The organism is Fibrella rubiginis (assembly GCF_017353185.1).
GTDB classification, from domain to species: Bacteria; Bacteroidota; Bacteroidia; order Cytophagales; family Spirosomataceae; genus Fibrella; species Fibrella rubiginis.
Genome location: NZ_JAFMYV010000010.1, coordinates 47,501 through 69,407 on the forward strand (window position 1 = coordinate 47,501; position 21,907 = coordinate 69,407).

Here is a 21,907-nt window from a genome sequence, read left to right on the forward strand (position 1 = left end):
CATCGTAAATTCCCTGACTATGACCACTACCCAACCTTTCGACGTTCGCCATACTGTAGATCAGTTGAATCTGATCGGTCTTACCGTTGAGCATGACGGGTCGGTATCGTATGTGAACCCCTATACCCTTCGCGTCACGGCCTGGTCGATGGACGAGGTGATTGGCCGGAATTTTTTCGACGTACTCGTACTGCCCGACGACCGGCCCGTGCTGGAAGCACTCTTCCGGGAAGCACTGCAACGCGGCGGATTTCCGGAATCGCGTGAAATTCAGCTACTTACCCGAAGCGGGTCTACGCGAAACGTGCATATTAACTCGTTTATCCCGAACGGGGTAGGGGGGCGGCCCGACGCGTTTACAATCATTGGCGAAGACCTGACCAACAAGCGGCGGGTGGCGTCGGCGTTGAGCAACACCAACGCACAACTTCAGGATCTGGTCGACAATACGAGCGACCTGATTCAACTCATCACCCTCGACGGGAAGTTCATCTTTGTGAACAAAGCCTGGCGCGATCTGCTGGGCTACAGCGCCGATCAGATTGCGCAGCTTACCCTCCGCGATGTGCTCCACCCCGACTACGTGAAGAGCACCATCGACCGGTTGCAGCGTGTGCAGGAAGGCGAGCCCAACCCATCATTTGAGACCGTTTTCCGGAGCCGCGATGGCCGCACGCTGTTTTTGTCGGGCAGCGTCAACTGTCGTTATGACCAGGGCAAACCCACGGCGTTTCGCTGCATCCTGCGCGACATTACCCAAAAAATACGCGCCGAAAAGGCCCAGCGACTGTATTACAGCATTGCCAGCTGGACGCTGAACACGCCTAACCTCGACGATTTCTACCAGCGCGTACACCGTGAACTGGGCAACATCATCGACGCCAGTAACTTCTTTATCGCCCTTTACGACCAAAGCAAACGCTACCTCACCTTCCCGTATTATGTAGACGAGTCGTTTCAGGGTAGTGTACGGTTCACCAAAAAACGCCTTGGCAGCGGCCTGACAGAGTACACGATCAACGCCAACAAGCCGCTGTTTCTCTACGACACCGACATTCTGAGGCTTGCCGACGAGCACCAAATTGACCTCTACGGGCAGCAGCAGCCCAAGGTTATGCTCACGGCCCCGCTGCGCATTGGCGATGAAATTACGGGTATCATCGGCGTGAAATCCTACGACGATGCCAGCCTGTATGGTCCGCGCGATCTTGAACTGCTCGAATTTATTTCGGGACAGGTGGCCCTGGCCATTGCCCGCAAGCAGGCTGAGGCGGCGCTGAACAAGCAGACCGCCCGACTCAATGCTATTTTTGATAGTAGCACGTACCTGATCTGGTCGGTGAACAAAGCATTGCAGCTTACCTCGTTCAATAAAAACTACGACAGGCTCATTCAGCAGATGACCGGCGATACGCCCCGGCTGCATGTCAGCGCCGAAAAACAGGGCTGGCGGGCCGTTGGCGACGAAAACCAGCGGCTGCTCGACGACCGGTACCGGCTGGCGTTTCGGGGGCAACCGCAGAATTTTGAGATGCGGTTTGAACTGAATGGCAAAGAAACTTGGCTTGAACTGCACCTGAACCCCATCCTGCTGACGGGCGGTGTTATCGAAGAGGTGTCGGGTATTGCGCGCGACATCACCACGCGGAAGGGTGCGCAGATGAACATTGAACGTTCGGAGGAAAAATTCCGGGGCATATTCGAAAACCTCCAGGACATCTACGTCCGTGCCGACCGGCAGGGCCGCATCACCATGATTAGTCCGTCGGTGTTTAAACGCAGCGGCTACACGCCCGACGAAGTGTTGGGGCAAGATGCGCTTCAGTATTTTGTGGACCCCAGCGTGATTCGGCGGGCACTGTTCAAACTTGTTCGCACGCGGTCACTGCGGAATTTCGAGGCCACGCTCCGCCGAAAAGATGGTACCGAACGGCAGTTTATGTTCAACATGCTGCTGCTGAAAGACGAAGATGGTCGCTACTCGGTCATTGCCGCCCTGGCCCGCGACATCACTGAACTCAAGCGGCAGTCGGCGGAACTGGTGAAAGCCAAAGATGAAGCAGAGCGGTCATTGAAGGTGAAAGAGCGTTTTCTGGCCAACATGAGTCACGAAATCCGCACACCCATGAACGGCGTAATTGGCATGGTCGACCTGCTCAACGACACGGTGCTCAACGACGAGCAGCGCGACTACGTCCGCACCATTCGCCGGTCGTCGGAGACGCTGCTGAATATCCTGAACGACATTCTTGACCTCTCGAAAATTGAGGCGGGCAAAATGGTTCTGCACGAAGCACCGGTAGCCCTGGGCGAAGTGTTTGAGAAACTGATTGCCTTGTTTGGGCAGCAGGCCAACGCCAAAGGCAACCGGCTGTTTTATACCCTCGGTCCCGACCTGCCCCAGTTTGTGATTGCCGACCAGACACGCCTGCTCCAGATTCTATCGAACCTGACATCTAATGCCCTGAAATTCACCGAAAACGGTACTGTTGAGGTAGCCGCGTCGCTGGTGAGCAAGCGGGGGAAATTCAACCGCATCAAAGTTGAGGTGAAGGATTCGGGCATCGGTATTTCGCCCGAAAACATCGGGCTGCTGTTCAACTCGTTTAGTCAGGTCGACACCTCGTCGCGCAAAACGTTTGGTGGCACGGGCCTGGGCTTGTCGATCTCGAAAGAACTGGCCAGCCTGATGAAAGGGGAGGTGGGTGTAGAGTCGACGGTGGGCATGGGCAGCACGTTCTGGTTTACGGTGGAAGTAAAAGAAACGGCCATCAGCCCTACGCAAAGCCCCGCCGAAGCAGCCGCCGACATGAAAGTGACGGACTTTTTCACGGACTACAAGCCCATTGTGCTGCTGGTTGATGACAACGTGGTGAACCGCAAAGTGGCCAGTGAAATTCTGCGAAAAGCGGGATGTGTGGTCACCAACGCTGCCAGCGGTCCCGAAGCTATCGAGAAAGTTACAGACAGCTACGCCCCCGATGGCACCCCCTTCGACGTGATTTTCATGGACATCCAGATGCCCGACATGGACGGCGTGGAGGCCACCAAACACCTGCGTGAACAGTATGGCAAACGGCTACCCAAAATTGTGGCCATGACCGCCTACTCCATGCGCGAAGACCGCGAGCGCTTCCTTAGCCAGGGCCTCGACGACTACATTGCCAAACCCATCCGCGCCCAGGGCCTCATTGCCAAAGTGAGCGAGTTGGTGAAGATTGTAGAGCCCGCACCGGAGGACCGGCAACATCTTGCGGCTCAGACACGTCAGCAATTGCCTGCGAGGGATGCTGACGTACAGCAGACCGCAGCGCCTGAGCCGCAAGATGTTGCCGGTCCGCCGGTGCGGGCTCTACGTCCTTACGCCGACGTACCTGTGATCGACCTCGACATACTGGAGCAACTTCGCGACATTGGCGGGGCTGAACTGGTGGAGAGCGTATTCGATGATTTCGTGACGGAGGCTACCGAACTGGTGCAGGAGTCGCTCAGGGCCTTTGCCGCGGGGGATATTGCCACGGTAAAAAGCCATCTGCACACCCTGAAAGGCAGCGCGGGCACCGTAGGCGTGGCCCGGCTGGCCCGCATTGCCCGCGAGGCCGAAGGGAAACTGAAAGTGCAGGATACCAGTCAGTTAGCGCAGGAACTCGACGCCCTAAAAGCTGCTTTCGACGAATTCATGGCCACGCCAAGACCGTGATATGATTTACGATGTACGAATGACGATTTACGATTTTTGCTGACGCATAGTTACAGACGCGTCAGCAAAAATCGTAAATCGTCATTCGTACATCGTAAATCACAGCGTGAACAAATCAGACATCGCGGTTATGCCCGCCTACTTCGACCGGTACGTTAATCTGGCACCGGCTATTGACATTATTGACGCGCTGAGTCAACAAGCGTCGCTGGAAAGCGTTTTGCCCGCCGCGCTGATGACCGATCTAGGCGATTATGTTTATGCGCCGGGCAAATGGACGGCCAAAGACATTGTGCAGCATCTGATTGATACCGAGCGTATTATGGCCTACCGTGCCCTGCGCTTTGCCCGCGCTGACAGTACGCCGCTGCCCGGTTTTGAGGAAGATGATTTTGCCCGGTCGGCCCGTGCCTCGCGTCGGACCATTACCGATCTGTATGCCGAATTTGAAGCCGTTCGGCAGGCCACGCTGGCTATGTACCGCAGTTTCGACGACGAGATGTTGCAGGGAACGAGCATCTGTGCTGGTCGTGACTTATCGGTGCTGGCGTTGGGGTTTGTGCTCGTTGGCCACCCGATACACCACGCCAACGTGGTTCGGGAACGGTATAGTAGGTAAGGTACCACGGACTTCGGTCCGTAAGGAAAACTCATACGGACTGAAGTCCGTGGTACGATTTTGATCCCTCCAACTATCTGTAAATCAGCTCCGACTATGAGCAATTCTTACCTGCCCAGGCAACTAGCTGTTGCCCTGTTTCTGATAATTATGAGTGGCTGGTTTGTAGCTGACTGCCAATCGTCGGGCGGGCAGGCCACGCCTGTGACACCGGTAGTGGTGACGCCAACGCCCGCTGTGAAATCAGACGTCGCCCTATATGTGACCACGCCTGATCAGAGTCAGCTGTTTCTGAAGCAGAACACTAATCTGGTTTTCAGCACCACTGCTGCCTCCACAGGTGCTGTGATCGAGGTTGATTCGACGCAGACATTCCAGAGCATCGACGGGTTTGGCTTTACCCTTACCGGCGGCAGCGCCATACTGCTGAACCAACTCAAACCCGCCGACCGCACCGCCCTGTTGCAGGAATTGTTTTCGCCCGAAGGCAACGGTATCGGTATCAGCTACTTGCGCATCAGTATTGGTGCATCTGACCTTAGCGACCACGTCTTTACGTACAATGACCTCTCGACGGGACAGACCGATCTGACTATGGCCAAGTTTAGTCTCGATCCGGAGCGGGTGGACCTGATTCCCATTTTGAAACAGATTCTGGCCATCAACCCCGACATCAAAATTCTGGGTTCGCCCTGGACACCGCCATCGTGGATGAAGACCAACGGTAGCTCAAAAGGCGGAAGCCTGAAGCCCGATTACTACGATGCCTACGCCCTGTATTTCGTTAAGTACATTCAGGGCATGAAGGCCGAAGGTATTCCCATCGACGCCATCACGGTGCAGAACGAGCCGCTGAACCCAAACAACAACCCCAGCTTGCTGATGCAAGCCGACGAGCAGACGGCGTTCATCAAAAAGAGTTTGGGACCGGCGTTTCAGAAAGCGGGTATCAAAACCAAAATCATCCTCTACGACCACAACACCGACCGCACCGACTACCCCCTCGCCACCCTGGCCGACGCCGCTGCCCGCCAATACGTCGATGGGTCGGCGTTCCACCTATACCTGGGCCGGATTGATGCCCTCACGCCAGTACATAATCAGCATCCCGACAAGAATATCTATTTCACCGAACAATGGACGGGATCAAAAGGAACGTTTGGCGGTGATCTGGGCTGGCATGTAAAGAACCTGCTGATTGGGGCCACCCGCAACTGGAGCCGCAACGTGCTGGAGTGGAATCTGGCCTCGGACCCCGCCCAAAACCCGCATACCGACGGTGGTTGTACCGAGTGTCTGGGTGCATTAACCATTGGGGCCAGCGTGAGCCGCAACGTGTCGTATTACATCATTGCCCACGCCGCTAAGTTCGTGCGGCCCGGCTCGGTCCGAATTGGGTCAACCACACCGGCCAATCTCCCGAATGTGGCGTTTAAGACGCCCAGCGGCAGTAAAGTGCTATTGGTGGAAAACGAAAACACCAGTAGTCAGACGTTCACGATCAAGTTTGGCAGTAAGACCGTACAGACCACATTGCCCGCCGGCGCCGTGGGGACATATGTGTGGTAGGCAATCAGTATGGACTTGCCTCGAAAATAGGCGTTAGTCACGGAAAGCAGGGCGTTGGTCAATCGGTTTTGGCTGTAAACAACGCGCCGATGTAGGTTTGGTCAACACTAAACCGCATGCTGTTATGACCCTGAAATTACTGACTGGTATCCTTGTAATCAGCGTGTTGCCTGCTTACGTCGTCGCACAGATGGTCCCTTCTCCGCCTGCCCGCCTCAGTGCTACGGTGCATCCGGGCATTGAATTGTTTACCGTGGTACAACTGCTGGCGGGCAAGTATCCGATGCCCAACAAATCGGCCTACGCCAAAGAAGTAGAGACCTATTTTACGCCCTATGCCAACCACCCGGCGGTGAAGCAGGCACGGCAATTAAAAAAGGTATACTCCGACTTGCCCGAACTGGGCTACTGCTTCGACAACTTCCCCGTCGTTCGCATTCATTACCCCGAGCAGGCTAACTGGTATACACTGAACGGTAAAGACACCATTCAGATTTATATGCGGCTCTGCAAGCAGTTTTACGAGGACACCCATTTCTGGAATTTCTTCCAAAAACACCACGCCGACTATGCCGCCTGGGCCAGGCCCGTGCAGGAAAATTTTGCCCGGCAGGGGCTGGTTGCCAAGCTGGACTCGTTCTACCGCACCCAAACCAAAGCTGCCAACTGGACGGTCTGCCTCGATCCGCTTAATAGCTGGGGTGCTCACGCCATTATGCCCAAAAACCTTAACCCACGCTACGCCGACTATGTGGTTTATAACGTCGGCTTTTTCAACCGTGAATCGACCGATGCCGGTAGTCCGGTTTTCGATATTGGCGCTGAGTCGGTCAATATAGTCTGGCATGAGGGCAGTCATATCTACACCCATGTGTTGCAGAAGCAGTATGCCGTTGCTATTGAGAAACTTAGCTACCTGCTTAACAAAGGTGACCAGGGCATGAAGCGCAATAACATCAGCACCTGGAGCCACTGTTTCGATGAAAATCTGGTGCGCGGCATTGTCATTGCCCTGTTCCGCCAACACCGCAGCCCGAAAGAAACCCGCAAGCAGGCCGCGCAGGAAATAGTGAGTGATTTTCAGTACGCAGGCGACATTGCCGACGTGATTTCGGACCGGTACATAGGCAACGGGGCTTACCGCGACTTCAACCAGTTTTTCCCCGAAATCCTGACGTACTTAGCCAAAAAATACCCCACTGCCGAACTGACCAACCGATGAATTTCAGTCGCTATTCTCCAAGCCGCCGGGCAGTACCCGAATGGTCCATTCACTGGCTCATCTGGACATTGCTGACGGTTAAAGACATAGCCGAGATGTATGGCAGGCCAACTTATCCGGTGCCCAAAACGGCTGTGGCTACCTACTGGCTGCTGGGTATCGGCTACATGCTCATCAACGCGCTGGCGTTTTATTTGCCCATCTGGCTCGTGGCAAAACCGCTGCTGACGGGGCTGCTGAACTGGCGTCAGTTTGGCCGGGCCGGGCTAGGTTTGCTGGCTACGTTGGCGGCGGTTACGGCTTTCCGATACGGGCTGGAATTTTACCTGTTCAAACCCGTTCTGGGCTTCGATAACTACCAGCGAAACACCGCTTTCACGTTAGGTTGGTTTGTCGGAAACAGCGTTGGTTATTATTTCGACTACATCGCCTATGGCCTGCTTTACGCGTTTTTTCGGCAAAATTTTGTGAACGAACGGCGAAGGCGTGAGGCCGAGCAGGCTCAAACGGCGGCTGAACTGGCCTTCCTGCGGGCGCAGTTAAATCCTCATTTTCTGTTCAATACCATCAACGACATCTACGCGCTGGTCTACCAGAAATCCGACGCCGCGCCGGGTGCCCTGCTGAAACTGTCGGAACTGCTCCGGTACGTGCTGCACGAGGCCCGCCACGACCGGGTGCTGCTGGCCAAAGAGATTGATTACCTCAACGGACTGATTGAGCTACAGCGCATTGGCAGCAAAGGCACTATTTGCCTGGACTACCAGACAGACGGTCATCTCAACGGGCAGACTATTGCGCCAATGCTGCTGATTTCGTTTGTAGAGAACGCATTTAAACACGGTGTGGTCGACAACCCAGATCAGCCTGTTCAGTTGCGCGTAGACCTGACCGCAACGACGCTGGATTTTAGTTTGTATAATGCCAAAAACCAGCAGCAAAAAGACCATACGGGGGGCATTGGCCTTGCCAACGTACGGCGTCGACTCGACCTGCTCTATCCACACCGGCACACGTTGCAGGTGGCTGACGGCCCCAATGAATACCATGTAAATCTCCACCTCGACCTATGACCCCGCCTATCCGCTGCCTGGTGGTCGATGATAAACCGCTGGCTGTCGACATCCTGACCGACTACGTATCGAAGGTGCCGTTTCTGCACCTTGCCGGGGCTACCACCAATCCACTCGACGCACTGAATCTGCTGAGCGAGCGCCCGGTCGACCTGATTTTTCTGGACATTCAGATGCCACAGCTAACAGGGCTTCAGTTTCTGAAAGCCATGCATGGCCGCGCTCAGGTGATCCTGACAACCGCCTATGCCGAATATGCGCTCGATGGGTTCGAGCATGACGTAGTCGATTACCTGCTGAAGCCTATTTCATTCGAGCGATTTTACCGGGCTGTGCAGAAAGCCCAAACATATCTCCGGCTTAGCGGTGAGCCACTGATCGACGCCCGCCCGTTTCTGTTCATTAAAACAGAACACAGGATGCAGCGTGTTGATATTGACTTGATTAAGTATGTTGAGGGGCTGCAGAATTACGTAGTGCTGCATACGCCGACGAAAAAAATTATTGCCCGCCAAACCATCACCAGCTTAGAAAATGCCCTGCCGGCAGCGGCGTTTGTGCGGGTGCATAAGTCGTTTATTGTGGCGTTGGCGCATATCCATACCGTTGAACGCAGCCGTATTCTCATCACAAAAACTGAAGGGGGCACGCCCACGATCATCCCCATCGGCGATGCATACCGGGACATGTTCTACAAACTATTGTAAATACGCTACTAATGGGTCACCTACTCGCGAACGGGGAATTTGTCGAGCTGGCTGGCCAGGTCACGAATGGCCAGGATCAGCTCATCGCGGTTGGGCGTCACGGGGAGCCAATAGGGGCGGCTGTCTTGATGCCAGGTTGGTTTGGCTTCGTTGGTAAGGCCAATGCGAAACAGGTAATGTTCCTTGTTGTCGGAAAAATTACTGAAGCTCAACGTTGGTTCGATAAACGTGAGCCGGGGAGCCGGATCCGCCTTATCGACCACCGACTGCATCCAGTCGCGGAGCATTTCCAGTTCCCAGGTCGATAGCAGGGTGAGTGTACGCGTAGAATGCTGGTCGCCTTTGCTGGTTACCATGCTCACAATGAGCCAGTTGCGTTTTAGGAATTGAGCCGAATCAGAGTATTCGTAATCAATTACGTTCAACTCAAATTCGCCTTGTGGTCCGGAAAGTTTCATGGCTTTATAGAAAAAAGAGGAAGGTTCCGCCACGATTGTCACTGCTGTTAAAACCAGCAATCCAGCCTATATAAATACCTGTAGGGCAGGTCGTTTTGGGAGATAAAGCTAACCAGAAATGTCCAAAATTCCTACAGATGTTGGCATTTGCTTTACGGGGTAATTTTGGCAGTCCTTGCGTGATGGTCTGCCTTTTTGCCTTAATTTCACCGTCTGATAACGAACCTTTAGCTACCCATGGCAACCTCAAAACGCGTATTAATTGCCGAAGACAGTTCTGTGATCCAGAATTTAGCCAAGAAGATTTTGGAGTTTCAGAACTACGACATCACGGCTGTTAAAAATGGCGAACAGGTCATGCAAATTCTTGACAGAGAAGATTTTTCTATCCTCCTGTTAGACATCAACATGCCCGTCATGGACGGTATGGAATGCGTGCAGAAAGTACGCGCTCTGCCCAACGCGGTCAAAGCCTCGGTGCCCATTGTGGCCATCACCGGCAACGCCCGCAACTACACCGAAGAAGAATTTAAAGCCGCCGGTTTCAACGATGTCCTGGTGAAACCGCTCAACTTCGACCGCCTGGTTGAAGTGGTTAATCAATTGACGGATAAATAACAATTAGCGAATGAGTGATTGAGTGACGGTCCGGCGTCCCGGTGAGTGAATAGCCTGGAACGCTTCGCGCAGTTCTTTAGGCTATTCATTCACCGGGACGCCGGACCGTCACTCAATCACTCATTCTCTCAGTATGATCGTCACCCTCCTCGGCACGGGCACATCGTCGGGCGTTCCGCTGATTGGCTGCGACTGCGTTGTTTGTCGCTCGGTCGACTTTCGCGATAAGCGACTACGCACGTCGGCGCACGTGCAGGTGGCGGGCAAGAGTATTGTCATCGACACCGGGCCAGACTTTCGGCAGCAGGTGTTGCGTCTGGGATTGCTCAACCTCGACGCGGTGCTGTTTACCCATGAACACAAAGACCATACGGCGGGCCTCGACGAGGTGCGGGCCTATAATTTCCGGTCGGGGCTGGACATGCCCATCTACGCCCGCCCCACGGTGCTGGCGCAGCTGGAACGGGAATTTGCCTATATTTTCGCTGAATACAAATACCCCGGCATCCCCCGGATCGTGACGAATGTCATTGATAATGAACCGTTTGATGTAGCCGGTGTTCAGGTCATTCCCATTGAAGTGATGCACCACAAGCTGCCTGTTTATGGCTTTCGCATTGGCGACTTCACCTACCTCACCGACCTGAATTTTATCAGCGACGCCGAACTGCAGAAGGTCTACGGAACGCGCATCCTGATCCTCGACGCCCTCCGGCATGAAGAACATCTGTCGCATTTTGCACTCAGGGAAGCCCTTGCGCTAATTGAGCGCATTCAGCCCGAACGGGCTTATCTTACCCACATCAGCCATCAGATGGGGCTTCACCGCGAAGTAAACCTGACCCTGCCGCCCAACGTACGCCTGGGCTACGACGGTTTGCAGATCGACCTGTAGAAACAAGCACTGGGCGGCAAACACGCTAGCTGATGCCCAGTTGGGAAAACTGCCTTTTCACCAGGGTCCAACGCCGCCGTGCCACCGTCAGACATACGCCATTGCTGAGCTGAACTTCCACTACCCTTACCTTTCGGGTGATCGCTTTGATGTGTTGTACGTTGACCGTACAGTTACGATGCAGCCGCACAAACCCGCTGGTGGGCAGCTTACTCTCGTAATATTTCAGCGTGCGGGGCATCAACAGTCGTTGTCCATTGGTCCAGACCAGCCAGGTATAATTGGCGTTAGACTGGAGTAGTACCAGTTCGCAAACAGGCATACGCTGCTGCCCCATGTTGTGCTGGTAGATCTGTAAAGTGGCCTGCGGGGGCGTGCCGGCGATCTTGGTGGGGCCGGGGGCGGTTTGTGAGGCAGTAGTCATTGTTGCTTCTTGTTATGATTTGTCTGGAAGCAAAGGTTGACACTACCGCCGCAACGGACTTTCGGTTTTGAGACAATCTTGTTTGCTGATCGGTCTGCTGCGTGCCGCACAACCAAACCGCCGCCTATGCTGTTAGCTAGTCAAACAGCTTTCCTGTTATGAGTATCGCAATCAAAACCACGCGGGCATTTTCAAACGACCTGCTGAGTGCCCACCGTCTGCTGGGTGATCCTCCCGCCGATGCGGCCATTGCTGCCGTGGCCGAAGGCGGACGTGAAGCCGTGGGGGCACTCATGCACTGGCTGGGCAATGCCACTGAACTGTCGCCCGCCGAACAACCGCCGGTTATCGGGCAGTTTTTCGCTGATCATGCCCACCTGCCCGCCTGGGCCGACGCGAAGCGGATGCAGCGGGGTATGGCGTTTTTTCAGAAACATATGGGCGTTGTTGGCCTTGCGCTGGGTACCTATTCGCTGCCCTACACCTATTTAGGGGCCAATGGCGTACAATTGCTCTGGCTCACCGAACGCATCCGCACCGACACCGCCCGCCGCCTTCAGGAAACGGGGGAGTGGGTATTTGCCGTCAACGACCCAAAGAACTGGAAGAGCAATAAGGCTATTTACTATACGCTGAAAATCAGATTGATACACGCAGCTGCCCGCTGGTTTGCTTACCAGAGCGGGCGGTGGGATACTGCCTGGGGCGTGCCGGTTTGTCAGGAAGACATGGTGGGTACCATTGGGTCTTTCAGCTACATCGTACTACGGGCGCTCCGTAAAATGGGCATCGCCATGACCGAGCAGGAAGAGGAAGATTACCTGCACCACATCAACGTGGTGGGCTACGTCAACGGCGTGATGGAAGACCTGACGCCGCAAAATCTGCGCGAGGCGTTTCATCTCGACAAACTTATTGCGGGGCGGCAGTTTCGTTCGTCGGAGGCGGGTCGGGGCCTGACCAAAGCGCTGCTCGATACCATTGGCGCGCTGGCGGGTACTGAATCAGCGCGGAACCTGGCGGCGGCACAAATGCGTTTTTTCCTGGGCAATGACCACGCCGACGCCCTGGGTATTCCCGACGTTCCTGCCGAAACCCGGCTCATGAGCGTAGTCAGCCGCCTTCCTATTTTCCCGAAATTGATACCGAGTGTAGTTTAATTCTCCCTTTTGATCCATCAACTCCATCCCATTGCGGCGCTGGCCACCGCCCCCGGCATTGGCGCCATTGCCGTTATCCGCGTATCGGGCGAAGGTGCTATTGCACTGACTGACAAAGCTTTCCGGGGAAAACGGCTGGTCGGTCAGCCCGGTCATACAGCCCATTTCGGTACCTTTCGCCATGCCGACCGTGGCAACGAACCGGGCAGCGTTATTGATGAGGTGCTGGTGACGGTGTTTCGCAGTCCTCATTCATTTACCAAAGAAGACGTGGTCGAGATTTCGTGCCACGGGTCGGAGTATATTGTCCGGCAGATTCTGACGCGCCTCACGGAACTGGGTGCCCAACTGGCTAGGCCGGGCGAGTTCACCCAACGCGCTTTCCTGAACGGGCAGTTCGACCTGGTACAGGCCGAAGCCGTGGCCGACGTGATCGCCGCTGATTCGGCGGCCAGTCACCGTGCCGCACTGAGTCAGCTGCGGGGTGGATTCTCCAAACGCCTGAAAGACCTGCGTCAGCAACTTATTGATTTTGTGGCACTTGTGGAGCTGGAACTGGATTTTGGTGAAGAAGACGTGGAGTTTGCCAAGCGTGACCAGTTGCGCAGGCTGATGACCAACATTCAGGGTGTCATTCGCCCGTTGATCGAGTCGTTTGCGGCGGGTAATGTGATCAAAAACGGCGTGCCCACGGTGATCATTGGTAAGCCCAACGCGGGTAAATCGACCCTGTTGAATGCACTGCTGAACGAAGAAAAGGCCATTGTTTCCGACATTCCCGGCACCACCCGCGACGTGATCGAAGATGAGCTGTTCATTGATGGTGTGCGTTTCCGCCTTATCGACACGGCGGGCCTGCGCGATACCACCGACACCATCGAAGCCATTGGCGTGGCCCGCACCCGGCAGCAAATCGAGAAGGCTGCTTTGGTAGTCTATCTGTTTGATGGTCAGTCAACGACGCCCGAAGAGTTACGGGAAATGATTGCCGAACTGGACGAATCGGGCAAGCCGTATATCCTGGTGGGCAACAAAGCAGATCTGATTACCCTACACCAGCAGGCTGCGGTTACGGACGCCATCACTAAGGCGGGCGGCCGGCCTGACGGCATCCACGAGGTCCCGCCCATCCTCTGGATTTCGGCCAAAAACGCGCAGATCGACGAGTTAAAATCGACCTTGTCGGCGCAGGTTCGTACCAATGGTGCTATGCAAACGGGCAGTGCAGTTGTGACCAACGCCCGTCATCTGCAACACCTTACCGCCACCGACGAGGCCCTGGCCCGCGCCGTGGCCGCCGTAGACGCAGGCACCTCCGCCGACTGGATTGCCATGGACCTCCGCATTGCCCTCCGCGAATTAGGTGAACTGACCGGCGAGGTAACAACGGATGACCTGCTGGAGTCCATCTTCAGCCGGTTTTGTATCGGCAAATAAAAATGGGTTTAGCTCTATTCTTAATAAAATAGCTAACGCTGCCTTTTACTGTTTCCAGTGCAGACCGGCAGTTGCGAAGTGTAGCTCGTCAAGGCTGAGGCCGGGGCACTGCACCCGCATCGTCAACCGCTTAGATGATCGAATCTGCCGGATCAGTTGCTGGTCGTCATCGAAGAAAACGGTGCTGCCGCTGCCATTTTCGGCCGCAATCAGCGTGTACGTGACAGCGCGTGCTCCGTCGAAACGAAGCTGCGCCCGGCCACCCTGAAAGCTACTGGTAAACAGGCCTTTTGACGTGGTCAGGTAAGCGTTTGTCCGCCCATTCCGGTTCCTCAGAATCAGCGACACCCTTGACCCGCCCGCATACGGATACGGGAACTGCACCACGTTGGTGGCCGCCAGAATCGCTTTGTCGACCCTTCCACTAATCTGGTCTGACTTGCTTTCGTACTGCCAGGCTGCTTTTGCTGGACGTGGTTGTTCGGCCGCGATAGGGCGGAGAGGTACAGACCAGGTGGGGGCAAGCCGATAGGGAGCAGTCACCACAGCTAACAGATAAACAAGCCGGAAGGAAAATAGCATAAGAGAATGAGCTAACCGATATTATTAAATGAAAACCAGGTCAGAAAGTAGCCACTTTTGCAACTGTGCAAGCTAATGCAAACCGTGTCTGATGTTATCTCGTCAGAGTGACCATTGGCTGATGATTAAAAATAAGCCTATTCCATGTCTCCGCAACAACCAAACAACCCACTTCACGGCAAAACACTGGCTCAGATTCTGGACGAACTGGTGGCGCATTATGGCTGGGACGAATTGGCCGAACGCATTCCGATCAACTGCTTCAAGAGCAATCCCAGCGTGAGATCGAGCCTCACCTTTCTGCGTAAAACGCCCTGGGCACGCGAGCGGGTAGAAGGGCTATACCTGAAAATGCGGCGACTTAACCCATAATAGCATCCTGTAGGGAAGCTCAAACAGGCCCATACGCGCTGAGAAAGGCGTTTTTAAAACAAAATGATAGTATTACTTTCATTTAAGAAATTAATGCTATTACATTTGCTGTCGAAATAAATTCGACCATGCAAGCACAACCTATTACAGTCGCTTACGGGGATGGAATTGGCCCCGAAATCATGCAGGCCACCCTCGACATTATCCTGGCCGCCGGGGCGCAACTCGCCATCGACACCATTGAGATTGGGGAAGCCGTTTATCTGCGCGGCAACACCGCTGGTATTGACCCCTCAGCCTGGGATTCGCTCCGGCGCACGAAGGTGTTTTTGAAAGCGCCCATCACCACACCGCAGGGGGGCGGGTTTAAAAGCCTCAACGTGACCACCCGCAAAATGCTGGGCCTTTATGCCAATATCCGGCCCTGCGTGTCGTATTCGCCTTATGTGCACACCAAGCACCCGGTCATGGATGTGGTGATCATCCGCGAAAATGAAGAAGACCTTTATGCGGGAATTGAACACCAGCAAACGCCGGAAGTGGTGCAGTGTCTGAAGCTCATTTCCCGGCCCGGCTGCGAAAAAATTGTGCGCTATGCCTTTGAATACGCCCGTCGCTATGGGCGCAAAAAAGTGACCTGCTTCACCAAAGACAACATCATGAAACAGACCGACGGCCTGTTCCACCGGGTGTTTGACGAAGTAGGAGTAGAGTACCCGGAACTGGAAAAAGAACACTGGATCGTTGATATCGGCGCGGCTAAACTAGCCGACACCCCAGAGCTTTTCGACGTGATTGTGATGCCGAATCTGTACGGCGATATTCTGTCGGATGTGGCGGCGCAGATTGCCGGGTCGGTGGGGTTGGCCGGGAGTGCCAACATTGGTGAGGAAGTAGCCATGTTCGAGGCCATACACGGGTCGGCACCACGCCGGGCCGGGCAGAACCTGGCCAACCCGTCGGGGTTATTGCTGGGCGCGGTGATGATGCTGGTGCATATTGGGCAGGGTGCTGTAGCCGAAAAGGTGCACAACGCCTGGCTGAAAACTCTGGAAGACGGGGTGCATACGTACGACATTTTCGAGCCGGGGGTGAGCACCGAAAAAGTAGGCACCCGCGAATTCGCTCAGGCTGTAATCAGTCGGTTAGGGCAGTTGCCCACGCAGTTACGGCCCGTAAGCTACGCCGCTGCCAAAGCCGAACCGATGACAATGAAGCTCAAGCAACAGGCTGATCCCAAGATTGATCTGGTAGGCGTCGACATCTTTTTGCACCATAACGACCGCGACGCCAACCAGCTGGGCAATACACTGAAGGCAACCATACAAAGCAAGATGGACCTGTCGATGATTACCAACCGGGGGGTGAAAGTATGGCCCGGCGGGCTGCCCGAAACGTTTTGCACCGATCACTGGCGTTGCCGGTTCAAAGGCCACGACGGACAGTTTGTCAACTACAACGATGTCATTGCCATTCAACAGCAACTGACTGAAGCAGGCTACAGTATTATCAAAACCGAAAACCTATACCACTTCGACGACGTGCCAATGTTTTCGGCGGGTCAGGGGGCGTAGATTAACCAACGACGACAATGAACAACGAAATCAGTTTCCACTTCATTAACGGGCGGTTTTCGTCTGAAGAAAGTCAGCCAATAATCACGGCCATCGCCGAGGCCAAACGCATGCACCATGCCCGTAAGATGCTGGCCCATGCCACTACGGAAGAAGACATGAAGGCATCAGAAACACGCATTAAGGCCATTGAAGCCGAGAGACGCGCGGTATGTGATTTCCTGAAAGCCGTTGCGCAACGCGGCAATACCGTCGATATCGAAGGATCGCTGGTAGTGCGCGAAATCGAGCGCGGCTAGGTGTAGGGGTGCTGGACGTTGGATGCTGGATTCTGGATTCTGGATGTCAGACAATATCCAACGTCCAGTATCCAACGTCATTGCATAAGAATCCACGAAATAGACGTACCTTTGACCGGCAAATAACACCCCCTGCTTATTTGCCATGAGCTTAGACGCCAGCAAGTTCTTGTACGAAGCGCTCACCTACGACGACGTACTGCTTCTCCCCGCTTACTCTGAGGTACTGCCCAGAGATACCAACACCACCGCCCAGCTTACCCGGTCCATCCGCCTGAACGTTCCGCTCGTGTCAGCCGCCATGGACACCGTCACCGAATCAGAACTGGCCATTGCCATGGCGCAGGAAGGGGGCATCGGTATCATCCACAAGAACATGAGCATCGAAAAGCAGGCCGAGCAGGTCCGCAAGGTGAAACGTTCGGAAAGCGGTATGATCATCGACCCGATCACGCTCTCGCAGTCGGCTAAACTGTCTGATGCTCACCGCATTATGCGGGAATTTAAGATTGGGGGAATTCCGGTAATCGACGAGGCGGGTAAGCTGGTGGGGATTCTCACCAACCGTGATCTGCGTTTCCAGCGCGATCTGGGGCGGCCCGTTACCGACATTATGACCCGCGAGAATTTGATCACGGCCAAAGCGGGCCTCTCGCTCGACGATGCCGAGAGTATTTTGCAGGAATTTAAGATCGAGAAACTGCCCATCGTGGATGATGCCTACAAGCTGGTGGGACTGATTACCTACAAAGACATTCTAAAACGCAAAAGCCACCCCAACGCCTGTAAAGACGAGCTGGGCCGGCTGCGCGTGGGGGCCGCCGTGGGCGTTACACCCGACCTGACCCAACGCATCGAAGCCCTCGTCAAAGCGGGCGTCGACGTAATCAGCGTAGATACAGCGCATGGTCACTCGCGGGGGGTGATTGATGCCGTTCGGAACATAAAAACGCAATTTCCCAAGCTTCAGGTTATTGCGGGCAACGTGGCCACCGGCGAGGGGGCCAAAGCCCTGGCCGATGCCGGTGCCGACGCGGTGAAAGTAGGCGTAGGCCCAGGCAGTATTTGTACCACCCGCATCATTGCCGGTATCGGGATGCCGCAGCTTACGGCCGTGTTTGAAGCCGCCAAAGCGCTGGCTGGTACGGGTGTTCCGGTAGTGGCCGACGGCGGCATCCGCTTCTCGGGCGACATCACGAAAGCTATTGCGGGCGGGGCCAGTACGGTCATGATTGGCTCACTGCTGGCGGGCACTGAAGAGGCCCCCGGCGAGGTGGTCCTGTTTGAAGGTCGCCGGTTCAAAAGCTACCGGGGCATGGGGTCGGTGGAGGCAATGGAAGAAGGATCGAAAGACCGATATTTCCAGGATGCCGAAGACGACATCAAGAAACTGGTGCCCGAAGGCATCGTGGGTCGGGTACCCGTAAAAGGCAAAGTGGCCGAGATCGTGTATCAGATGGTGGGCGGCCTGAAGGCAGGTATGGGCTACTGCGGTGCCGCCGACATTGAGGCTCTCAAGCAAGCCAAGTTCGTGAAGATCACCACGGCAGGTTCCAAAGAAAGCCACCCCCACGATATTCAGATTTCAAAAGAAGCCCCAAACTACAGTTCGCGGTAAAAAAGAACGTCTGGAACGTTGTTCTGCACATCCTTTGCAATTTTCCAGACGTTAACTGACATAAACCACCCGGCTCGTTACGCCGTGCATCGACACGGTGATTTCGCGGAGAGCGGGTGGCGTTTTTACCAGTTCCAGGTCGGGCGTGTATGGGTTGAGCTGGATATAAGTTGACGGAGTGATGAGTATCGACGTGTTACCGCGCAGGGTGGTGGTTTCGGTGTGGTAATGGCCACTGATGACCTGGATGCGGCACGGGAGTTCTTCAGTGGTTTCCACCCACCGCGCCTGTTGCCGGAAGGGGTATTTCGTGTCCATAAACAGCGCATCAGCGGGGAGCACGGGGTGGTGGCAGAACACCAGCGCGTTGTGGTGAATGAGGGCCAGTTCTTCGCCCAGCCACTGCCACTGCGCATCTGAAAACGTGCCTTTCGATGAATCCAGAAATAGCGCCGGGTAGCCTTCCAGGGGTATGGCGCTGTATAGTTCGCCGTTCGTAAGGTGGTGGGTCAGGTGCATTTCTTCGGCCATCATCACCGAGTCATCATGATTGCCGGGAATGGCAAACCACTGGCAGGGCAAGTCGCGCAACTGTTCGCGAATCCACCCATAGATAGCGCGGTCGCCCACGTCGAAACACAGATCGCCACCCAGCACCATACAGTCGGGTTTGGTGGTACGCACATAGTCGAGCGTTTGCAGAAAATTGGCCCGCACGTCGACGCCAGCGGGGTGTTCGCCCTCGGCGGCGATGTGTATGTCGGTGATGAACGCGATTTTCATGCCCTAAAGTAAGGCGAAAAGCGGCATCACTACGCCTAACGACCCGTTTTGTGATGTACTACGCCTCAAGTATGCCTGACGTTTTTTTGGCGAACTTCAGTTTGTACCGCCGTACTGTCAAGCCAATGAACCAGCCTCCAATGAGTGATGGGGCAATCCAATATAGAATTTCCAGCCATTCGGGCGCGTTGGCTGGCGCTAATCGGGGGGCGTTGGTGACCACCGCTGCCGTAAATGTGGCAATGTACGACCCACCCATGCGGATGAAGTGCTGGAAAAACCAATGTTGCTTTTGGGCCGGTTGTCCCAACGTGCGCACGTCTTCCAGGGCAAAGCGGCTGGTTAGCACCCCAAAAAAGGTGAACACAATCGGCATGAATTGCAGGCCGTTGAGCACCAGCAGATAAACGCCAAACGCGATCATGCCCGCCCCAACAACCAGGGTTATGTAGGCCAGTACTTTGTCGAAGGGGGCATAAAGGCCTTTTTTGTTTTTCGTAGCCCGCCACCCGGTCATGCAGAGGTAGAAACTGAACACGGCAATGCCCGCCAGAAAAAGCCGGAACATCTTGAATGGTTGCAGTCCACAAAGCAAAATAGCCGTGATAGCCACGATGATCATGCACCAGACATACACCAGCCCGGTGCGACGGTGCAGGCTATTGCCTTTTTGGGAAAACATAGGCACCAACCCCACAAACAGGGCGACGGTACCAACGGCAATATGAAGGACAAGTAGGGCGGTCAACAGCGTTTTCATAGCGATAGTTTGGTTGCATTCGATAGGGCAAACGTAGACCGGTCAACTACGAAAAATACGCTTTTTGGGGCGTTTGGGAAGGTTTGGGGCGAATGGAAGGGGTTGGGCCACAGAGTTGCATCGGTCCGGCGTTCCGGTGCAACTCTGTGGCCAAAAAAACTTTCAAATTCCTTAAAGTAATTCCGCGACCTGTGCGTCATCCTGGTTGAAGCGGCTGATTAACCCGTTTCCGACAAGACAATGAATCGTATGCCTCGTTTTATTCTGCCCGCCGTTTTGTTTGGCGTGGCGCTCGTGGTCTTCTTCCACTTCTTCGTGAAGCTGGCCCTGTTTCTCTTAATCGTCGGCGGTGCGGCTCGCTTTATCCGTAGCCGGATGTTCGGTGGGTCAACCGGCTGGATGGACCGGGGTGGCTGGCAGAGCCGCCGTCTGGAATTCACCGACAAGATTCGCAACATGAGCGACGAAGAATACGCCGCCTTCAAGCAACCCCGCTGGCTGAACAACCGCAACCAGACCGACGAGTCGTTCGGCCGTCATAGTGAACATTTCGTCTTATAAGAAACAAGAAATGAGAAGCAAGAATCAAGAAATAGGGTACTGACAATCAGTGTCTTGACTCTTGATTCTTAGCTCTTGCCTCTCACCTTAATTAACAACAAACACAATGCATCATCACCAACATGGTCGCCAGCACGGTGGCCCATTCGCCCAGTTTATGCGTCCCTTTTTCAATGGCTTCCGTCGGCCTAAGTACAACGTTCCTATGAACGTGGCCGACCACGGCGACCATTACCAGATTCAGGTCTATGCTGTTAGTTTCGACAAGGCCGATATCACCGTTCGGGTGGTCAATGACCAACTCGTGATCCAGGGTACCCGTGCCCACGATCCGGCTAATGACCCTAATTTCCTGTTGCAGGAATATCCGCTCAAATCGTTCGAGCGGGTACTGCCTCTTAGCAACCGCGTTGATACGACGGGTATTGTGGCTAAACAGGAAAACGGCGTCCTGATCCTGACCGTGCCCAAAAAGCCGGAAGTCGTGGTGGAAGTGGGGTAAGAGGGGTTTAAAGTCTGATGTTCAAGGTTTAACGTTGCTTCGCGCATCACAGTAGAACGCGAAGCAACGTTAAACCTTGAACATCAGACTTTAAACCCCTCTTACCCCCTTCCTAATGTAACGGCAAGCTCTTTACCCGTCCGCCCATGACGTCGTCGACGGGGTACTGGATTAGGAAGGCACCGGCGTCGCTGTCGGTAATAATGCTGCGGAGGTGGCTGATCTCCAGGCGGGTCACGACCACATAGAGTACATCGACGGGGCGTTCGAGGGAGCCGCGCTTGCCGTAGCCCTGTTCACCTTTCAGGATCGTGACCCCCCAGCCCGCCGCCGTCACCCGTTCGCGGATGGACGCGTACTGATCCGACACAATAATAACCGCCGTGTATTCTTCAATGCCATGCACAATGAAGTCGATGGTTTTGGAGGCGGCGAAATAGGTGACCATCGAGTATAGGGCCAGTTCGATGGTGAGAAAGAAAGCCGCCGCTCCGAAGATCAGCACGTTGAGCAACAGAATCACGTCGCTGATTTTGAGCGTCGGCACGTTGCGGCTGATCACCAGTGCGGCCACTTCGGTACCATCCAGCACGGCCCCGCCGCGCATGGACAGGCCGATGCCCGCGCCAATGAAAAAGCCGCCAAATAAGGCCGTTAGCAGCAGATCGGGTGTCACGTCGGGGTAGGGAACGAACGTGATGCAGGCCGACAGTCCGGCAATGCCGAGGGTACTTTTAATGGCAAAATCGCGGCCAATTTGCCGGTAGCCCAGCCAGATAAACGGCAGATTGATTACTACAATGCCCACTGCCAGCGGCACCGGCGTCTGCGACGCCAGCAGCATAGAAATGCCGGTAACCCCTCCGTCGATAAACTGGCTCGACAGCAAAAAGCCTTTCAACCCCAGCCCCACGCTGAGGATGCCAGCAATGATAAAGGCCGCGTCGCGGAAGTAGTGGGTTTTCAAGGGAAGT

General features: G+C 54.9%; 22 protein-coding genes. 16 read left to right on the forward strand and 6 right to left on the reverse strand.

From position 1 onward, the window contains the following. Positions 1 to 19: 19 nt before the first annotated feature. The 6 genes from J2I47_RS18555 to J2I47_RS18580 all read left to right on the forward strand — a co-directional run bounded on the left by J2I47_RS18555 (position 20) and on the right by J2I47_RS18580 (position 8,890). On the forward strand, positions 20 to 3,700 hold the full coding sequence (locus J2I47_RS18555) for a PAS domain S-box protein (protein WP_207366101.1): 3,681 nt from the start codon (positions 20 to 22) through the stop codon (positions 3,698 to 3,700). A 106-nt stretch (positions 3,701 to 3,806) separates the two neighbouring features. Beyond that, the gene (locus J2I47_RS18560) at positions 3,807 to 4,319 is read left to right on the forward strand and encodes a DinB family protein (protein ID WP_207366102.1); all 513 of its coding nucleotides are present in this window, start codon (positions 3,807 to 3,809) and stop codon (positions 4,317 to 4,319) included. Positions 4,320 to 4,415: 96 nt separating this feature from the next. After that, positions 4,416 to 5,888, forward strand: a complete 1,473-nt coding sequence (locus J2I47_RS18565) for a glycoside hydrolase family 30 protein (RefSeq protein ID WP_229374753.1) — start codon at positions 4,416 to 4,418, stop codon at positions 5,886 to 5,888. A 124-nt stretch (positions 5,889 to 6,012) separates the two neighbouring features. Continuing rightward, on the forward strand, positions 6,013 to 7,110 hold the full coding sequence (locus J2I47_RS18570; protein WP_207366103.1) for a DUF4932 domain-containing protein: 1,098 nt from the start codon (positions 6,013 to 6,015) through the stop codon (positions 7,108 to 7,110). Further along, positions 7,107 to 8,183: a sensor histidine kinase gene (locus tag J2I47_RS18575; protein ID WP_207366104.1), complete on the forward strand. Its 1,077-nt coding sequence runs from the start codon at positions 7,107 to 7,109 to the stop codon at positions 8,181 to 8,183. Before J2I47_RS18570 ends, J2I47_RS18575 begins: the two co-directional genes overlap by 4 nt. After that, positions 8,180 to 8,890: a LytR/AlgR family response regulator transcription factor gene (locus J2I47_RS18580; RefSeq protein WP_207366105.1), complete on the forward strand. Its 711-nt coding sequence runs from the start codon at positions 8,180 to 8,182 to the stop codon at positions 8,888 to 8,890. The genes J2I47_RS18575 and J2I47_RS18580 overlap by 4 nt, the downstream gene beginning before the upstream one ends. A gap of 20 nt (positions 8,891 to 8,910) precedes the next feature. Here J2I47_RS18580 and J2I47_RS18585 read toward each other — a convergent pair whose 3' ends face one another. Continuing rightward, on the reverse strand, positions 8,911 to 9,348 hold the full coding sequence (locus tag J2I47_RS18585) for a WapI family immunity protein (protein WP_207366106.1): 438 nt from the start codon (positions 9,346 to 9,348) through the stop codon (positions 8,911 to 8,913). A gap of 237 nt (positions 9,349 to 9,585) precedes the next feature. Here J2I47_RS18585 and J2I47_RS18590 point away from each other — a divergent pair, with 237 nt between their 5' ends. Together J2I47_RS18590 and J2I47_RS18595 are read left to right on the forward strand one after the other, a co-directional pair. Further along, positions 9,586 to 9,966 (forward strand): response regulator, encoded by a 381-nt coding sequence (locus J2I47_RS18590; RefSeq protein ID WP_207366107.1) that lies wholly within the window; start codon positions 9,586 to 9,588, stop codon positions 9,964 to 9,966. 133 nt (positions 9,967 to 10,099) lie between these two features. Continuing rightward, positions 10,100 to 10,861 (forward strand): MBL fold metallo-hydrolase, encoded by a 762-nt coding sequence (locus J2I47_RS18595; RefSeq protein ID WP_207366108.1) that lies wholly within the window; start codon positions 10,100 to 10,102, stop codon positions 10,859 to 10,861. A gap of 25 nt (positions 10,862 to 10,886) precedes the next feature. Here the strand turns inward: J2I47_RS18595 and J2I47_RS18600 are convergent, their stop codons facing one another. Beyond that, on the reverse strand, positions 10,887 to 11,285 hold the full coding sequence (locus tag J2I47_RS18600) for a LytR/AlgR family response regulator transcription factor (protein ID WP_207366109.1): 399 nt from the start codon (positions 11,283 to 11,285) through the stop codon (positions 10,887 to 10,889). 158 nt (positions 11,286 to 11,443) lie between these two features. Here J2I47_RS18600 and J2I47_RS18605 point away from each other — a divergent pair, with 158 nt between their 5' ends. Continuing rightward, a complete protein-coding gene (locus tag J2I47_RS18605) occupies positions 11,444 to 12,445 on the forward strand; it encodes an oxygenase MpaB family protein (protein WP_207366110.1) in 1,002 nt (333 codons plus the stop codon). Between the two features lie 12 nt (positions 12,446 to 12,457). After that, complete coding sequence (mnmE, locus tag J2I47_RS18610) at positions 12,458 to 13,882, forward strand: tRNA uridine-5-carboxymethylaminomethyl(34) synthesis GTPase MnmE (RefSeq protein ID WP_207366300.1); 1,425 nt, start codon at positions 12,458 to 12,460, stop codon at positions 13,880 to 13,882. A gap of 45 nt (positions 13,883 to 13,927) precedes the next feature. On the opposite strand, the gene J2I47_RS18615 is transcribed toward mnmE, so the two are convergent. Next, the gene (locus J2I47_RS18615; protein ID WP_207366111.1) at positions 13,928 to 14,464 is read right to left on the reverse strand and encodes a hypothetical protein; all 537 of its coding nucleotides are present in this window, start codon (positions 14,462 to 14,464) and stop codon (positions 13,928 to 13,930) included. Between the two features lie 144 nt (positions 14,465 to 14,608). Between J2I47_RS18615 and J2I47_RS18620 the strand changes: the two genes are divergently transcribed. The 4 genes from J2I47_RS18620 to guaB all read left to right on the forward strand — a co-directional run bounded on the left by J2I47_RS18620 (position 14,609) and on the right by guaB (position 18,327). After that, positions 14,609 to 14,836: a VF530 family protein gene (locus J2I47_RS18620; protein WP_207366112.1), complete on the forward strand. Its 228-nt coding sequence runs from the start codon at positions 14,609 to 14,611 to the stop codon at positions 14,834 to 14,836. Positions 14,837 to 14,964: 128 nt separating this feature from the next. Further along, complete coding sequence (locus J2I47_RS18625) at positions 14,965 to 16,410, forward strand: NADP-dependent isocitrate dehydrogenase (RefSeq protein WP_207366113.1); 1,446 nt, start codon at positions 14,965 to 14,967, stop codon at positions 16,408 to 16,410. A 17-nt stretch (positions 16,411 to 16,427) separates the two neighbouring features. Next, a complete protein-coding gene (locus tag J2I47_RS18630) occupies positions 16,428 to 16,709 on the forward strand; it encodes a hypothetical protein (RefSeq protein ID WP_207366114.1) in 282 nt (93 codons plus the stop codon). A 145-nt stretch (positions 16,710 to 16,854) separates the two neighbouring features. After that, a complete protein-coding gene (gene guaB / locus J2I47_RS18635) occupies positions 16,855 to 18,327 on the forward strand; it encodes an IMP dehydrogenase (RefSeq protein WP_207366115.1) in 1,473 nt (490 codons plus the stop codon). 51 nt (positions 18,328 to 18,378) lie between these two features. On the opposite strand, the gene J2I47_RS18640 is transcribed toward guaB, so the two are convergent. Beyond that, positions 18,379 to 19,110, reverse strand: a complete 732-nt coding sequence (locus J2I47_RS18640) for a metallophosphoesterase family protein (RefSeq protein WP_207366116.1) — start codon at positions 19,108 to 19,110, stop codon at positions 18,379 to 18,381. A gap of 58 nt (positions 19,111 to 19,168) precedes the next feature. After that, entirely contained in the window at positions 19,169 to 19,870 is a 702-nt protein-coding gene (locus J2I47_RS18645) for a DUF2306 domain-containing protein (RefSeq protein ID WP_207366117.1), read from the reverse strand. A 240-nt stretch (positions 19,871 to 20,110) separates the two neighbouring features. Here J2I47_RS18645 and J2I47_RS18650 point away from each other — a divergent pair, with 240 nt between their 5' ends. Beyond that, positions 20,111 to 20,431 carry a hypothetical protein gene (locus J2I47_RS18650; RefSeq protein ID WP_207366118.1) on the forward strand — a complete coding sequence of 107 codons (321 nt, stop codon included), beginning with the start codon at positions 20,111 to 20,113 and terminating at the stop codon, positions 20,429 to 20,431. A 106-nt stretch (positions 20,432 to 20,537) separates the two neighbouring features. Beyond that, a complete protein-coding gene (locus J2I47_RS18655) occupies positions 20,538 to 20,933 on the forward strand; it encodes an Hsp20/alpha crystallin family protein (RefSeq protein WP_207366119.1) in 396 nt (131 codons plus the stop codon). A 112-nt stretch (positions 20,934 to 21,045) separates the two neighbouring features. On the opposite strand, the gene J2I47_RS18660 is transcribed toward J2I47_RS18655, so the two are convergent. Then, positions 21,046 to 21,900 carry a YitT family protein gene (locus tag J2I47_RS18660; RefSeq protein WP_207366120.1) on the reverse strand — a complete coding sequence of 285 codons (855 nt, stop codon included), beginning with the start codon at positions 21,898 to 21,900 and terminating at the stop codon, positions 21,046 to 21,048. Positions 21,901 to 21,907: the final 7 nt, after the last annotated feature.

Coding starts and splice junctions, on each gene's coding strand:
- J2I47_RS18555 (WP_207366101.1), top strand. CDS start 20: ATGACCACTACCCAACCTTTCGACGTTCGCCATACTGTAGATCAGTTG.
- J2I47_RS18565 (WP_229374753.1), top strand. CDS start 4,416: ATGAGCAATTCTTACCTGCCCAGGCAACTAGCTGTTGCCCTGTTTCTG.
- J2I47_RS18570 (WP_207366103.1), top strand. CDS start 6,013: ATGACCCTGAAATTACTGACTGGTATCCTTGTAATCAGCGTGTTGCCT.
- J2I47_RS18575 (WP_207366104.1), top strand. CDS start 7,107: ATGAATTTCAGTCGCTATTCTCCAAGCCGCCGGGCAGTACCCGAATGG.
- J2I47_RS18580 (WP_207366105.1), top strand. CDS start 8,180: ATGACCCCGCCTATCCGCTGCCTGGTGGTCGATGATAAACCGCTGGCT.
- J2I47_RS18585 (WP_207366106.1), bottom strand. CDS start 9,348: ATGAAACTTTCCGGACCACAAGGCGAATTTGAGTTGAACGTAATTGAT.
- J2I47_RS18590 (WP_207366107.1), top strand. CDS start 9,586: ATGGCAACCTCAAAACGCGTATTAATTGCCGAAGACAGTTCTGTGATC.
- J2I47_RS18595 (WP_207366108.1), top strand. CDS start 10,100: ATGATCGTCACCCTCCTCGGCACGGGCACATCGTCGGGCGTTCCGCTG.
- J2I47_RS18600 (WP_207366109.1), bottom strand. CDS start 11,285: ATGACTACTGCCTCACAAACCGCCCCCGGCCCCACCAAGATCGCCGGC.
- J2I47_RS18605 (WP_207366110.1), top strand. CDS start 11,444: ATGAGTATCGCAATCAAAACCACGCGGGCATTTTCAAACGACCTGCTG.
- J2I47_RS18615 (WP_207366111.1), bottom strand. CDS start 14,464: ATGCTATTTTCCTTCCGGCTTGTTTATCTGTTAGCTGTGGTGACTGCT.
- J2I47_RS18620 (WP_207366112.1), top strand. CDS start 14,609: ATGTCTCCGCAACAACCAAACAACCCACTTCACGGCAAAACACTGGCT.
- J2I47_RS18625 (WP_207366113.1), top strand. CDS start 14,965: ATGCAAGCACAACCTATTACAGTCGCTTACGGGGATGGAATTGGCCCC.
- J2I47_RS18630 (WP_207366114.1), top strand. CDS start 16,428: ATGAACAACGAAATCAGTTTCCACTTCATTAACGGGCGGTTTTCGTCT.
- guaB (WP_207366115.1), top strand. CDS start 16,855: ATGAGCTTAGACGCCAGCAAGTTCTTGTACGAAGCGCTCACCTACGAC.
- J2I47_RS18640 (WP_207366116.1), bottom strand. CDS start 19,110: ATGAAAATCGCGTTCATCACCGACATACACATCGCCGCCGAGGGCGAA.
- J2I47_RS18645 (WP_207366117.1), bottom strand. CDS start 19,870: ATGAAAACGCTGTTGACCGCCCTACTTGTCCTTCATATTGCCGTTGGT.
- J2I47_RS18650 (WP_207366118.1), top strand. CDS start 20,111: ATGAATCGTATGCCTCGTTTTATTCTGCCCGCCGTTTTGTTTGGCGTG.
- J2I47_RS18655 (WP_207366119.1), top strand. CDS start 20,538: ATGCATCATCACCAACATGGTCGCCAGCACGGTGGCCCATTCGCCCAG.